Below are 13132 nucleotides of genomic sequence, written 5' to 3'. Positions count from 1 at the left end.
ATGCACGGCATTTTTGGGCAAAGATTAACATCGCGTTCACCGACTATTCACGCCTAGACGCTATGATGCCGGTAATTCGGAAAGAGATCCGAAAATCGGACAGGGACCTGGTACTATGAACTTCCTAACGCACCTCATCGGCTATGCCGCCGCCATCCGGGAATTCGTCGCGCCGACCTATCGGCCCGAGCGCTACTACATGCGTGGCCCAGGCCCGGCTTGCGCCCGTCGCGGCAACTCGCTCGGCATCAGCGCGCACTGATCATGACGTTCGAGAGCCGCCACAACAGCCGGATCTGCAGGCCGGCCGCCGATTCCCGGGCAACCACCTATCGCGCCGAACGTCCAACGTTCGTCGCCAGACAGCGTGCGACATCGCCACGGCTTTGATGCCGCGATCGGCTGGCTTAATGTCTTGGGGCATAAGCCGCCGAGGCCCGCGTGACCGACCTCACCAAGCCGACCCATTTTCCTGAACCACCAGCCTTCGATGCAAGCCATCCGCTGATTGTCTTCGACGGTGTCTGCGTGCTGTGCTCCGGCTTCGCCCGCATGGTGGTCAGGCTCGATCGGCAAAACCGCTTCCGCTTCGCCACCGCGCAGTCGCCACTCGGCGAGGCGCTGTTTCGTCGGCATGGGCTGCGGACGGACAGCTACGAGACCAATCTCGTCATCATCGACGGTGCCGCCTTCACACGCCTGGAAAGTCTCGTCGCGGTCATGTCCGAACTCGGCTGGCCGTGGCGGACGGCAAGGCTGCTGCTCCTCCTGCCGCGCCCGCTTCTCAACTGGCTCTATGAGCGCATTGCCCGCAATCGCTATGCACTGTTCGGCAGGAAGGACAGCTGCGATATTCCTTCCGCCGAACTGAGGGGGCGTTTGGTCGGCTAGACACGATCCCGAGACGCGAAAGCGATTTCGCCAGGGATCATGCCCAGGCAATAGATTGATGCCGATGCCGGAAAGCTGCGTCTTGCGCAACGCGTGGCCAAGGGCGAAGATTTTTCCGATGCCTGTCGAAATCGGACACGCCCGCGCGACATACGTTCGGCCCGCAACGACGCGGTCCCTGAAAAACACGGGAGATGACCATGCAGTACCTGCTTCTTATCTACAACAGCGAGGCCGGAATGGCAGCTGCCTCAAAGGAGGCGGCCATCCAGATGAGCGCCGCTTATGGCGCCTACACCGAAGCGATGAAGAAGGCCGGCGTGTTCGTTGGCGGCGAGCGGCTTAGGTTCACGTCGACGGCAACCTCCGTGCGGGTGGCCGGCGGCAAGACCAACGTGATTGACGGTCCCTATGCCGACACCAAGGAGCAGCTCGGCGGCTATTACATGATCGACGTGCCGGACATGGATGCGGCTATTTCCTGGGCGGCACGCTGCCCCGGTGCCGGCACCGGCACGATGGAGGTGCGGCCGGTCTGGCCGATGGCGGAATACATGACAGAATATACTTCGTGACAGCGATCGGGTCAGATATCGCGCGGGCGGTGGCGGAGGCGGCCGCCCGGCAAAGCTACGGCAAGCTGATCGCCTATCTCGCCGCACGGTCCCGCGACGTGGCTGGCGCCGAGGACGCGCTGGCCGACGCCTTTGCCGCGGCGCTCGAACAGTGGCCGCGATCCGGCGTGCCCGAGAGGCCGGAGGCCTGGCTGCTCGCGGTGGCGCGGCGGCGCAGCGTCGATGCCGTCAGGCGGCGGCTGACCAGGGAGGCCAACCGCGACCATCTGAAATTGATCGCCGAAGAGATGGAGGCGCGCATGGTCGACGAAGACCTGCCGGACGAACGTCTGAGGCTGATGTTTGCCTGCGCCCACCCGGCGATCGAGGCGAGCATACGCGCGCCTTTGATCCTGCAGACTATCCTGGGCTTCGATGCGGCGACGATCGCCTCAGCCTTCCTGGTGTCGCCGGCGGCGATGAGCCAACGCCTGGTGCGCGCCAAGGCCCGCATCCATGAGATCGGCATTCCATTCCGGATACCCGAGCGCGCCGAACTCGGCGAGCGGCTGGACACGGTGTTGGAGGCGATCTACGCCGCCTTCGCCGAAGGCTGGTCCGATCCGGCCGGCACCGAAACACAGCGCCGCAATCTCGCCACCGAAGGCATCTGGCTCGGCCGCCTCGTTGCCTCGCTGATGCCGGATGAACCGGAAGCGCTCGGCTTGCTGGCCCTGATGCTGTTTGCCGAGGCAAGGCGGCCGGCGCGTCGCAATGCGGCGGGAGACTACGTGCCGCTGGCCGAGCAGGATCTTGCGCTGTGGGACGGCGCCTTGATCGACGAGGCGGAGGCCTTGCTTAGGCACGCGGCGACGATGGAGCTTATCGGCCGTTATCAACTCGAGGCGGCGGTTCAGTCCGCCCATGTAGCGCGACGGCTGACCGGCCACACCGACTGGGTGGCGATCCGCGAGCTCTACGACGCGCTGCTTTCGATCGTGGGATCGCCGGTGGTGGCGATCAACCGCGCGGTGGCGATCGCCGAGGCTGAGGGCGCGGTGGCGGGACTGGCGGCGCTTTACGTGTTGGGCGACGACAAGCGGCTCAATGAGTATCAGCCCTACTGGGCGGCGCGAGCCGGGCTTTTGGCCAGGCTTGGCAATGTATCCGAGGCGACCGAAGCCTATGACCGGGCGATCGGCCTTGAACGCGACCCGGCGGTGCGTCGGTTCCTGCAGGGAAAACGGGCAGTCCTCAGAAATTGAGCCTCGCGGGACTGACCGCCCTCAGTCCGTTCAGGCCGGCCACATCTCGTGCGACGTGTTGAGCTTCTTCAACAGCGGATGCTCGCGCAGCGCGGACCACAGGCGCTCGATGTTCGGCCACGCCGATCGCGCTTTGTCGACGTCGGGATGCCAGGCCACCAGCATGACGAGGTAGATGTCGGCCAGCGACAGCTGGCCGCCGACCAGCCAGTCACGGCCCTGCAACGCTGCATCGACAATGGCGAAACCGCGATCCATCTCGGCGACGGCGGCCTGCTTGACCGCTTTCGTGCCGTCGGCATCGGCCGTGTAGCGCGGGGCATAGTAGAAACGCAGGACGGCCGGGTAGAGCACCGACGACATGAACGCCATCCAGCGCAGGAAGTCGGCGCGGGCAGGGGCGTCGACGGCGGGCGCCAGATTGGCCTGCGGATGACGCTCGGCAAGCAGAATGCAGATCGCCGCCGATTCGGTCATGGAGCGGCCGTCCGGCAAGGTCAGGACGGGAACCTGGTTCAGCGGGCTGATGGCCAGGAAGGCCTCTCCGGGCTGGTCGGTCTTGGGAACATCGATCTGGTCGAAAGGTGCTCCCGCCAAGGCGAGTGCCGCCTCGACGACGAAGCCGCCGCTGCCGGGACGTGTGTAGAGCTTGTACATGAAATCCTCCGCCGGTACGCACAAAGCGCCCGGCGGCGATATGACAGGTAAGTGGTGAACCGCTCAAGCGAGCGCCGGTTGCCACGAGCGGTATTTTCGGCGGTCCAGCCCGATCCCACGCTGCCTGATATGAGGCAGGCTAGGCGCCCAGTCCCTCGAACAGGATCGTCGACAGGTAGCGTTCGGCGAAGGACGGGATGATCACGACAAGGTTCTTGCCCTTGTTCTCCGGCCGCGAGCCGACGACGATGGCCGCCTGCAGCGCCGCGCCCGACGAGATGCCGACCGGCACGCCTTCGAGGCGGGCGACTAGCCGTGCATTGGCGATCGAATCCTCGTTGGAGACCTTGACGATCTCGTCATAGATCGTCGTGTCGAGGATCTTTGGCGCGAAGCCGGCGCCGATGCCCTGGATCTTGTGCGGGCCAGGCTGGCCGCCCGACAGCACCGGCGAGGCCTCCGGCTCGACGGCGACGACATGCACCGAAGGCTTGCGCTTCTTCAGCACCTGGCCGACGCCGGTGATGGTGCCGCCGGTGCCGATGCCAGCGACGAAGATGTCGACATCGCCCTGCGTATCGTTCCAGATCTCCTCGGCCGTGGTCGTGCGGTGGATCTCCGGGTTGGCCGGATTTTCGAACTGCTGCGGGATGATGGCGTTGGGGATCGTCGCGGCCAGTTCGTCGGCCTTGGCGATGGCGCCCTTCATGCCTTTGGGTCCTTCGGTCAGCACCAGCTCTGCGCCGAGCAGCGCCAGCATTTTCCTGCGCTCGATCGACATTGTCTCCGGCATGGTCAGGATCAGCTTGTAGCCCTTGGCGGCGGCGGCGAAGGCGAGCGCGATGCCGGTATTGCCCGATGTCGGCTCGACCAGCGTCGTCTTGCCGGGGGAAATCTTGCCGGCCGCCTCCAGCGCCTCGATCATCGCCACGCCGATGCGATCCTTGACCGAAGCGATCGGGTTGAAGAATTCGAGCTTCGCCATGAGATTGGCGACGATGCCCTTTTCCTTGGCGAACTTGTCGAGCCGCACCAGCGGGGTGTCGCCGATGGTCTCGGTGATCGAATTGTAGACGCGGCCTCTGCCGGGCACGCGTGCGGAGGTGACGGGCTTGTTCATCGGTTTCGCTCCCAGGATTTCAGGCAGGTGGATTCAAGCCTCGCAAGATACGGCTTTCAGCCGCGCAAGATAAGCTGTCGGTCGAAAATATCCGAGTGGGGCATGTGCCTAAAACACGCCCGCCTCGGAAAAGCATTTCCTGAAGCGGGGCCCATCTGGAATGATTTGGCGAGAAGGGCCCTATTGGCGCGCGGCGATCGCGGCTGCGGCGCCAACCATGAAAACGGCGGCGGTGCGGTTGAGCGCCCGCAAGGCGCGCGGCGATTTCAGGAACCAGCGGGCCTTGGCCGCCAGCGCCAGATAGGGAACCAGCACGACCAGCAGCACGACGATGGTGATCGCGGCGAGAATGCCGTAATCGGCCAGCGTGATCGTCTTCAGGTCGACGATGGTGGGCGTGATGGCGAGATAGAAGATCATCGTCTTGGGGTTGCCCAGCGTGACGGTCAGCCCCGCGATGAAACTCGACACCAGCCCGCCCTTGGCCCTTCTTGCCTCCACCGTTTCGGGCGTGATGCCGCTGGTCCAGAAGCGCCAGCCGAGGAAGGCAAGGTAGGCGACGCCCAGCCATTTGATCGCCAGGAAGACCATGCCGAAAGTGTGGGCGACAAAGGCAAGGCCAAGCACCACGGCGGTGAGATAGGTGAGGTCGCCAAGCATCAGTCCGAACGACATGGCAAGTGACGAGCGGAAGCCGGAGCCGAGCGCGCGCGCAATCAGTGCGGTCAGGCCTGGACCGGGAATGGCGGCGGCAACGCCGAGCGCCGCACTATAGGCAAGGAATCCGGTGAGGGTCATGGCGGTCACTTTTCAGGAGGACCGCTCACGTGTCGCACATATGCGGCAAGAGGTGAATTGCCTGCGGGCTGGATTCGTTTGCACCAGCGGGCCGACGTTCAGGACGGGCCGTTGCCATGGGTGATGCGCCAGATGGTGCCGTTGCCGTCCTCGGTGACGATGAGCGCGCCATCCTTGGCCACGGCAACGCCGACCGGCCGACCCCAGACGTCGCCGCTGGGGGTGACGAAGCCGGTCATGAAGTCCTCATATTCGCCGGTCGGCTTGCCGTCCTTGAACAGCAGCCTGACCACCTTGTAGCCGGTCCTGTTGGCTCGGTTCCAGGAGCCGTGCAGGGCGACAAACGCGTCTCCCTGATACTGCGCCGGAAAATTCTTGCCGGTGTAGAAGGCGATGTTGAGCGGGGCGGAATGCGCCTGCATCAGCACATCGGGAATATCGGCCTTGCCGGCGAGGTCGGGGCGCTCGCCCTTGTGGCGGGGGTCCTCATTGTCGCCGATATAGTACCAGGGCCAGCCATAGAAGGCGCCTTCCTTGACCGCCGTTGCATATTCGAACGGCACATTGTCGCCCAGCGCGTCGCGCTCGTTGACGACGCACCAGAGCGTGCCAGTGGCCGGCTGCACGGTCATGCCCGAACAGTTGCGCAGGCCCGTCGCGACGATCCGTCCATTCTTGCCGTCAGGGTCGAAAGCCATCACATCGGCCCGGCCGTATTCCGAACCCCAGGTGGCGCCGAGAGGCTTCGACTTGATCCATGCGTCGAGCCCGCCCTCCGGTTTCTTCGCCATGCCTTCGGCGACGTTCGATCCCGAACCGACCGACAGATAGAGCGTCTTGCCGTCGGGCGAGAAGGCAATATCGCGCGTCCAGTGATGGTTCGAAGGGATGGCGTCGACGAGGACTTCCGGCGCGCCGGAGGCCTTCATGTCTCCAGCATGATAAGGAAAGCGAACGATGCTGTCGCTGTTGGCGACATAGACCCATTGCGGGTTGTCCGCCGGGTAAAAGGCGATGCCGTAGGGTTGGGTCAGGCCGTCGGCGAAGATTGTGTCGACAGGCGTCGCACCGCCCTCGGCGAGACGGTAGACGCGGATCTGGTTGGCCTCGCTGTCAGCGACGAACAGGTCGCCATTCGGTGCGACGCGAACGACGCGTGGGTTGTCGATGCCCGACGCGATCAGCTGCGCCGAGAAACCAGGCGGCAGTTGCGGCATGGCGCCTTTCGGCCTGTCCACGAGTCCGGCGCCGTTCGACGCCGATTTCGTGGCATAGGCCTTCGGCAAATCTTCCGGCTTGATGAAGCGGCGCACGCCCGGCCTGTCGGCACGCCAGTCGCCAAAGGCGGCTTGCCCCTTCAGCACAGGCTGATCCGCCTGTTGGGCGAATGCCGCCGTGGCGAGAAACAAGGCGGAAATTGCTGTCGGGCCTGCAAACCGGATCATCCTGTCCTCCAAGGATCGGTCGCGAAGACAGGAAACGGGCGGCACCGGCGGTCGTTCCAACTCACACGAGGAGTTGAATGTGGCTCAATTCCCGGCCGCGTAGAAATCGTCGTCGAGGCGCTTTTCCAGTTCCACCAGATCGGCCGGCAACGGCAGGCCCATGGCGCGCATTGCTCTCAGCTTTTCGCGCAACTGCTCCTGCACTTCGTGCTGGTCCTCGGGCTGGTTGACCATCTCCTCGAGCAGCAGGCTGATCTGGGCCTTGATCTCTTCGAGCGCCATTGTTTTTCTCCTTGTCAGCCTTCCGCTAGGGATAAGGTGTATTGAGATACAGGTCAGGCCGCGCCGAAAATGGTGGCTTCCGAAAACCGGAGCGGAGCGTACTTCTCGTACGCGAGCACCGGAAGCGCAGGTATCAGCCGTTTGCGGGCCGGCATCACCTGAATACCAATACACCTTAGCGCAGCATGCGGGAAATAAGTTGCGCCGTATAGTCGACCATCGGCACGATGCGCGCGTAGTTCAGCCGCGTCGGGCCGATGACGCCCAGCGCGCCGACGACACGGGCATCCTTGTCGCGATAGGGCGCGACGACCAGCGACGAGCCCGACAGCGAAAACAGCTTGTTTTCCGAGCCGATGAAGATACGCACGCCCGATCCCTCCTCGGCCAGATCGAGCAACTGGATCAGCCCGTCCTGCGTCTCCATGTCCTCGAACAGATGCCGCAACAATTCGATGTCGGCCTGGGCCGTGACGTTCTCCAGAAGATTGGCGCGGCCGCGTACGATGAGACGCGCCGGCAGGCCGCTATCGGCGCCGGCCCATACCGCCAGTCCCTTCTCGACCAGATCCTGCGACAGTGTGTCGAGGGCCGCCCTGGTCTCTTCCTTGATGCGGGCGATCTCGACCCGCGCCTCGGCCAGCGTGCGGCCGCGAATATGGGCGTTGAGGAAATTCGAGGCCTCGTGCAGTTGCGAAATGGTGATGCCGGCGGGCAGGTCGACAACCCGGTTTTCGACATCGCCGTTCTGCGACACCAGCACCGCCAAGGCCTTGGTCGGTTCGAGCTGGATGAACTCGATATGCTTCAGCGCCACCTCGTTCTTGGCAGCAAGCACGAGACCGGCGCCGCGCGACATGCCCGACAGCATCTGGCTGGCTTCGGTCAGCATGTGTTCCAGCGTGGCGCCTGAACCGGACGCGCGCACCTGCGCCTCGATGGCGCGGCGCTCCTCGTCCGAGAGATCGCCGAGTTCCATGAAGGCGTCGACGAAGAAGCGCAGGCCAGCCTGGGTCGGCAGCCGGCCGGCCGAGATGTGCGGCGCGTAGATGAGGCCGAGATGTTCGAGGTCGCTCATCACGTTGCGGATGGTGGCTGGCGATAGCGAGGACGGCAGGATGCGCGACAGGCTGCGCGAGCCCACGGGCTCGCCATCCTTCAGGTAGGAATCGACGATGCGCCGGAAGATGTCGCGCGAACGCAAGTCCAGCGATTGAAGAGCGGGCGATTGCACAATGGGATCGGCGACTGCTTTGGTCATGCGTGCCAAAAACCTCCTTACCAAGGATATAGACTTCGGCCATGCCCGCGCAACCCGGTGTCTGTGTCAGATCGCCCGGTGTCTGTGTCGGATCGCTCGGCCATTTTCCTTTGCGCCATGCGCCTCGTGCGGCTACAAGCCGGCCACGATTCCGAAAAATGACAAGAAAGAAGCCTGAATGCGCCCTTCCAAACGCCAATTCGACGAAATGCGCGCCATCTCCTTCGAGCGCGGCGTCTCCAAGCACGCCGAAGGCTCATGCCTGGTGAAGTTTGGCGATACGCATGTTCTGTGCACGGCGAGCCTGGAGGAAAAGGTGCCGGGCTGGATGCGCAATTCGGGCAAGGGCTGGGTGACGGCCGAATACGGCATGCTGCCGCGCTCGACGGGCGAGCGCATGCGCCGCGAGGCCTCCGCCGGCAAGCAGGGCGGCCGCACGCTGGAGATCCAGCGGCTGATCGGCCGTTCGCTGCGTGCGGTTGTCGATCTGCAGGCGCTGGGCGAACAGCAGATCACCGTCGACTGCGACGTGATCCAGGCCGATGGCGGCACCCGCACGGCATCGATCACCGGCGGCTGGGTGGCGCTGTATGATTGCCTGCGCTGGATGGAAGCCCGGCAGATGGCCAGCGTTTCCAAGGTGCTGAAGGATCATGTCGCGGCGATTTCCTGCGGCATCCATGATGGCCAGCCGGTCATCGATCTCGACTATGTGGAGGATTCCTCGGCTGGCACCGACGCCAATTTCGTCATGACCGGCAAGGGCGGCATCGTCGAGATCCAGGGCACGGCCGAGGGCGAACCCTTCTCCGAAGAGCAGTTCGCGTCCTTGATGGGCCTGGCCAAGAAGGGCATCCAGCGCCTGGTCAGCCTGCAGCAGATGGCGGTGGCTTAGGTTCCGATTGTAAGGCGATAAAGGTTGGCGATCCTTCCCACCCCCCTCTGGCCTGCCGGCCACCTCCCCCGCAAGGGGGAAGATCGGCTGTCGCCGAAGCTTTCGCTAAACCCTAGCGCTGCAGAGTGGGCTGTGACGCTGAAGCTGCCAATCTCCCCCCATGCGGGGGAGATGCCCGGCAGGGCAGAGGGGGGTGTCTCGTGACTCCTTCCACAATCTTGGAATCCGCCCTCTACGTCACCGATCTGGCGGCGGCCGAAAATTTCTACACCGATATCCTCGGCCTCCGCCTCCTCGGCAAGGTCGACGGCCGGCACCTCTTTTTCCGCTGCGGTGCCGGTGTCCTGCTCATCTTCAACGCCGAAGCGACGAAAGTGCCGCCCGCGCCCGACGCGAGACTGAAAGTGCCGCCGCATGGCACTGTCGGCGAAGGTCATCTCTGCTTTGCCGCCAGCGCTGTGGAAATCGCGGGCTGGAAGGCGCATCTAGAGGCGAAGAAGATTGCCATCGAAAGCGAATTCGAATGGCCGCAGGGCGGTCGTTCGATCTATATCCGCGATCCCTCGGGCAATTCCATCGAATTTGCCGAGCCACGAATCTGGGGCCTTTGATGCATACGCTTGACGGGAAAAAGATCGTTGTCGCCAGCCACAATGCCGGCAAGCTGCGCGAATTCGCCGACCTGATGGGGCCGTTCGGCTTCGAGGCGAAATCGGCCAGGGATTATGGCCTGCCGGAACCGGACGAGACCGGCACCACTTTCGAGGAGAACGCCTACATCAAGGCCTTGGCCGCGGCCAAGGCCACGGGCCTGCCGGCGCTGTCGGATGATTCCGGCCTTTGTGTCGATGCGCTCGACGGCGCGCCGGGCGTCTACACCGCCAACTGGGCTGAAAAAGCCGACGGTTCACGCGATTTCGGCATGGCCATGCAGCGCACAGAGGTGGCGCTGCATGAAGTCGGCGCGGCCTCGCCGGAGCAGCGCAAGGGCCGCTTCGTCGCCGTCATCTGCCTCGCCTTTCCCGACGGCGATGCCGAATACTATCGCGGCGAGGTCGAGGGCACGCTGGTGTGGCCGCCACGCGGCGAACTTGGCTTCGGCTATGACCCGGTGTTCCTGCCTGGTGGATTCGAAAAGACCTTCGGCGAGATGAGTGCCGAGGAAAAGCACGGCTGGAAACCCGGCCAGCCGACGGCGCTGTCGCACCGCGCCCGCGCCTTCCAGAAATTTGCCCAGGCACGCTTGAATCTGGCCCGATTGGGTTCGACATGAACATGCTGCTCGACCGTAGCCCCGGCTTCGGCGTCTACATCCATTGGCCGTTCTGCGCGGCCAAATGCCCCTATTGCGACTTCAACAGCCATGTCCGCCACCAGCCGGTTGATCAGGATCGCTTTGCCAGCGCCTTCGAGGCCGAACTGGCAACAATGCGCCAGCGCACCGGTTCGCGCGAGGTGACCAGCGTTTTCCTCGGCGGCGGCACGCCGTCGCTGATGAAGCCGGAAACGGTGGCCAGGGTTTTGGACGCCGTGGCGAAGAACTGGACGGTGCCTGATGGCATCGAGGTGACGCTGGAGGCCAATCCGTCATCGGTCGAGGCCGAGCGTTTTCGCGGCTACCGGGCAGCCGGCGTCAACCGCGTCTCGCTCGGCGTGCAGGCGCTGAACGACAAGGATTTGCGTTTCCTTGGTCGGCTACACAATGTGTCGGAGGCACTCCATGCGATCGGCCTGGCGCGCGAAATCTTTCCGCGCCTCTCCTTTGATCTGATCTATGCCCGGCCCGGCCAGACCCCGGAAGACTGGCAGGCCGAGCTCGAACAGGCGATCGGCCACGCGGCTGATCATCTGTCGCTCTACCAGCTGACCATCGAGGAAGGCACGCCCTTCCACGCCCTGCACGCGGCGAAGAAATTCATCATTCCCGACAATGACCATGCCGCCGACCTCTATGCGTTGACGCAGGAGATTACATCGGCGCACGGCCTGCCGGCCTATGAGATTTCCAACCACGCCAGGCCGGGCGCCGAGAGCCGGCACAATCTGACCTATTGGCGCTATGGCGAATATGTCGGCGTCGGTCCCGGCGCGCATGGCCGCTTCGTCGAAAGCGGGCGTCGCGTGGTGACGATCGCCGAGAGGATGCCGGAAACCTGGGCCAATCTGGTCGAGGCCAAGGGCCACGGCATCACCGGCGGCGAGATCCTGACCCGTTCGGAAGAGGCCGACGAATTTCTGCTCATGGGGCTGAGGCTGGCCGAGGGTATCGACCTTTCCCGCTACGAGGCGTTTTCCGGGCGGGAGCTTTCGACGAGGCGCCTGTCGACCCTTCAGGAGGAAGGGCTGGTGGCGCCGATCGGCAATGCTCGCCTGCGCGCCACGCCGGCGGGCATGATCGTGCTCGATGCCGTCGTGGCCGATCTGGCGAGGTAAGCCCAGAGGTCAATTGGCTTGACTGTGGTGGACGATTTATCGGCTCGACCAAGGATGCTAGGAGTTCGGTTTACTCAGCCGAAAGGCCATTGCGCCGCATCCAATAGGTCTTGCCATGAAGTTCCTGATCCATGAGACGCTGCGGACATTGAACACGGATGATGTGTTCGAGTTTGGATTGACCGAAATTTGGAAGGCCGACGACGATTTTTATCAAGCCGATGCCGTGATTATAAAAAATCAGAAGGTTATATCGAAAGTGAAGCCCTCAGGCATGACGGAGTTCGATGTAATTCGGGGGTTTTCTTACCTATGTCGGTATAAACCTGAGGGTACTGCCGCGCGAGCATGCGGTAGAATTTCAACTCTACGGACTGACGTTTGACGAGTACATACCGCTGTCCAAATCGGTACGCGAAATCTTAGATGAGTAGTATCGTAGCCGAAGTGCCGCTGTACCAGGAGGCCGCGAGCCGGTGAAGAACGTCCTCTTCGTCTGCAGCCAGAACCGCTTGCGCAGCCCGACCGCCGAGCAGGTGTTTTCCAAACGCAGGGACATCGAGGTCGCATCGGCGGGAACAAACCACGATGCCGATACGCCGCTGACGAACGAGATGGTCGCGTGGGCCGACATCATCTTCGTCATGGAAAAGGCGCACCGCGCCAAGCTGCAGAAGAAATTCAAGTCGAGCCTGAAGAAGGCCAGGGTCATCTGCCTCGATATTCCCGACGATTATGAATTCATGGACCCGGCTCTTGTTCGCCTGCTGGAGGCGAAGGTCCCGCGATATCTCGGCTGAGGATATGGCCGAGTGCCGGTAACCGCGCCTTCGTCATCCTCGGGCTTGACCCGAGGAACCAGGCCGCGACCCTTGCCGAGGAATGCGGCGGCATAACTCTGATCCGTCGCGACGCTTCGATGTCGCGGCATGGATCCCGGGGTCTGCGCCGCGTCGCTTCGCTCCTTGCTACGCCCCAGGATGACGAAGAGGCTGTGGTCTCCGCCGATCTCGGACGTTTGCGGTAGCTCAGGCATCGTGCTTGTGGCGGTGCTTGGCGCGGCCTTTCTCTGAAGGGGCCTCGCCCGAACGGGTTTGCTTCGGGTCGTTCTTGTCGCGGCGGGCCCGTTGTTGATCGCCTATCGGATGCGGTGGGGCGCCATTGCGGGCGGTCTGCGTTTCAAGGCGGGTGATGAAAATATCGAATCTATTGGGCATCGTCCGGTCAGTGCTCCGTCGTGCTATAGGTTTCGGTCGAAAGCCTGATTTCAGATGGCAAACGGCTCGTTGGCGGTTTGCTGGCTCGGCTTTCATCGACTTTGGCAGGCCGGGCCTTGTCTGCTGGTGAGGCAAAGCGCCGGCGGCCGACATAATAGGGCTCGAAAGCGTCCTGTATCTTCAGGCTGTCCATCCTGTCCTCCTTGGGAATCAGGGGCTAAATCTGCCAATCCCGGTTTCGTTCCCTACTGTGGCAAAGGAATGGCGGTCACTTTACATCGACATGGGCTTTTGCAAGCGGCCATCAGCCATGC

16 protein-coding genes are annotated in these 13132 nt (G+C 63.3%); 9 read left to right on the top strand and 7 right to left on the bottom strand.

What is annotated here, in order from left to right; translation table 11 throughout:
• The first annotated feature begins 115 nt into the window (after positions 1-115).
• From ABVQ20_RS22215 to ABVQ20_RS22200, 4 genes are all read left to right on the top strand, one after another.
• Positions 116-262, top strand: coding sequence for a hypothetical protein (locus ABVQ20_RS22215; protein WP_097576576.1), 147 nt, complete (start codon positions 116-118; stop codon positions 260-262).
• A 179-nt stretch (positions 263-441) separates the two neighbouring features.
• On the top strand, positions 442-891 hold the full coding sequence (locus tag ABVQ20_RS22210) for a thiol-disulfide oxidoreductase DCC family protein (protein WP_354461610.1): 450 nt from the start codon (positions 442-444) through the stop codon (positions 889-891).
• Between the two features lie 200 nt (positions 892-1091).
• Entirely contained in the window at positions 1092-1466 is a 375-nt protein-coding gene (locus tag ABVQ20_RS22205) for a YciI family protein (RefSeq protein WP_354461609.1), read from the top strand.
• Positions 1463-2710: an RNA polymerase sigma factor gene (locus ABVQ20_RS22200; RefSeq protein ID WP_354461608.1), complete on the top strand. Its 1248-nt coding sequence runs from the start codon at positions 1463-1465 to the stop codon at positions 2708-2710. The genes ABVQ20_RS22205 and ABVQ20_RS22200 overlap by 4 nt, the downstream gene beginning before the upstream one ends.
• Positions 2711-2740: 30 nt before the next feature.
• On the opposite strand, the gene ABVQ20_RS22195 is transcribed toward ABVQ20_RS22200, so the two are convergent.
• From ABVQ20_RS22195 to hrcA, 6 genes are all read right to left on the bottom strand, one after another.
• Entirely contained in the window at positions 2741-3367 is a 627-nt protein-coding gene (locus ABVQ20_RS22195; RefSeq protein ID WP_354461607.1) for a glutathione S-transferase family protein, read from the bottom strand.
• Between the two features lie 139 nt (positions 3368-3506).
• Positions 3507-4487 carry a cysteine synthase A gene (gene cysK / locus ABVQ20_RS22190; protein WP_354461606.1) on the bottom strand — a complete coding sequence of 327 codons (981 nt, stop codon included), beginning with the start codon at positions 4485-4487 and terminating at the stop codon, positions 3507-3509.
• Between the two features lie 180 nt (positions 4488-4667).
• Positions 4668-5285: a LysE family translocator gene (locus ABVQ20_RS22185; protein ID WP_354461605.1), complete on the bottom strand. Its 618-nt coding sequence runs from the start codon at positions 5283-5285 to the stop codon at positions 4668-4670.
• A gap of 98 nt (positions 5286-5383) precedes the next feature.
• Positions 5384-6730, bottom strand: a complete 1347-nt coding sequence (locus ABVQ20_RS22180; RefSeq protein WP_354461604.1) for a PQQ-dependent sugar dehydrogenase — start codon at positions 6728-6730, stop codon at positions 5384-5386.
• Positions 6731-6814: 84 nt separating this feature from the next.
• Entirely contained in the window at positions 6815-7012 is a 198-nt protein-coding gene (locus tag ABVQ20_RS22175; RefSeq protein WP_354461603.1) for a hypothetical protein, read from the bottom strand.
• A gap of 175 nt (positions 7013-7187) precedes the next feature.
• The gene (hrcA, locus tag ABVQ20_RS22170) at positions 7188-8273 is read right to left on the bottom strand and encodes a heat-inducible transcriptional repressor HrcA (protein ID WP_354461602.1); all 1086 of its coding nucleotides are present in this window, start codon (positions 8271-8273) and stop codon (positions 7188-7190) included.
• A 178-nt stretch (positions 8274-8451) separates the two neighbouring features.
• Between hrcA and rph the strand changes: the two genes are divergently transcribed.
• The 5 genes from rph (at position 8452) to ABVQ20_RS22145 (ending at position 12401) form a co-directional block, all read left to right on the top strand.
• Entirely contained in the window at positions 8452-9168 is a 717-nt protein-coding gene (rph, locus tag ABVQ20_RS22165; RefSeq protein ID WP_354461601.1) for a ribonuclease PH, read from the top strand.
• Positions 9169-9368: 200 nt separating this feature from the next.
• On the top strand, positions 9369-9779 hold the full coding sequence (locus tag ABVQ20_RS22160) for a VOC family protein (protein WP_354461600.1): 411 nt from the start codon (positions 9369-9371) through the stop codon (positions 9777-9779).
• Entirely contained in the window at positions 9779-10441 is a 663-nt protein-coding gene (gene rdgB / locus ABVQ20_RS22155) for an RdgB/HAM1 family non-canonical purine NTP pyrophosphatase (protein ID WP_354461599.1), read from the top strand. The genes ABVQ20_RS22160 and rdgB overlap by 1 nt, the downstream gene beginning before the upstream one ends.
• Positions 10438-11601, top strand: a complete 1164-nt coding sequence (gene hemW / locus ABVQ20_RS22150; protein WP_354461598.1) for a radical SAM family heme chaperone HemW — start codon at positions 10438-10440, stop codon at positions 11599-11601. Before rdgB ends, hemW begins: the two co-directional genes overlap by 4 nt.
• 476 nt (positions 11602-12077) lie before the next feature.
• Positions 12078-12401: a low molecular weight protein tyrosine phosphatase family protein gene (locus tag ABVQ20_RS22145; protein ID WP_354461597.1), complete on the top strand. Its 324-nt coding sequence runs from the start codon at positions 12078-12080 to the stop codon at positions 12399-12401.
• A gap of 424 nt (positions 12402-12825) precedes the next feature.
• Here ABVQ20_RS22145 and ABVQ20_RS22140 read toward each other — a convergent pair whose 3' ends face one another.
• Positions 12826-13011 carry a hypothetical protein gene (locus ABVQ20_RS22140; protein WP_354461596.1) on the bottom strand — a complete coding sequence of 62 codons (186 nt, stop codon included), beginning with the start codon at positions 13009-13011 and terminating at the stop codon, positions 12826-12828.
• Positions 13012-13132 lie beyond the last annotated feature (121 nt).

The organism is Mesorhizobium shangrilense, assembly GCF_040537815.1.
GTDB lineage: Bacteria > Pseudomonadota > Alphaproteobacteria > Rhizobiales > Rhizobiaceae > Mesorhizobium > Mesorhizobium shangrilense.
This window is presented reverse-complemented; position numbering and strand designations above follow the sequence as displayed.

Coding starts and splice junctions, on each gene's coding strand:
- ABVQ20_RS22215 (WP_097576576.1), top strand. CDS start 116: ATGAACTTCCTAACGCACCTCATCGGCTATGCCGCCGCCATCCGGGAA.
- ABVQ20_RS22205 (WP_354461609.1), top strand. CDS start 1,092: ATGCAGTACCTGCTTCTTATCTACAACAGCGAGGCCGGAATGGCAGCT.
- ABVQ20_RS22195 (WP_354461607.1), bottom strand. CDS start 3,367: ATGTACAAGCTCTACACACGTCCCGGCAGCGGCGGCTTCGTCGTCGAG.
- cysK (WP_354461606.1), bottom strand. CDS start 4,487: ATGAACAAGCCCGTCACCTCCGCACGCGTGCCCGGCAGAGGCCGCGTC.
- ABVQ20_RS22185 (WP_354461605.1), bottom strand. CDS start 5,285: ATGACCCTCACCGGATTCCTTGCCTATAGTGCGGCGCTCGGCGTTGCC.
- ABVQ20_RS22180 (WP_354461604.1), bottom strand. CDS start 6,730: ATGATCCGGTTTGCAGGCCCGACAGCAATTTCCGCCTTGTTTCTCGCC.
- ABVQ20_RS22175 (WP_354461603.1), bottom strand. CDS start 7,012: ATGGCGCTCGAAGAGATCAAGGCCCAGATCAGCCTGCTGCTCGAGGAG.
- hrcA (WP_354461602.1), bottom strand. CDS start 8,273: ATGACCAAAGCAGTCGCCGATCCCATTGTGCAATCGCCCGCTCTTCAA.
- rph (WP_354461601.1), top strand. CDS start 8,452: ATGCGCCCTTCCAAACGCCAATTCGACGAAATGCGCGCCATCTCCTTC.
- rdgB (WP_354461599.1), top strand. CDS start 9,779: ATGCATACGCTTGACGGGAAAAAGATCGTTGTCGCCAGCCACAATGCC.
- hemW (WP_354461598.1), top strand. CDS start 10,438: ATGAACATGCTGCTCGACCGTAGCCCCGGCTTCGGCGTCTACATCCAT.
- ABVQ20_RS22140 (WP_354461596.1), bottom strand. CDS start 13,011: ATGGACAGCCTGAAGATACAGGACGCTTTCGAGCCCTATTATGTCGGC.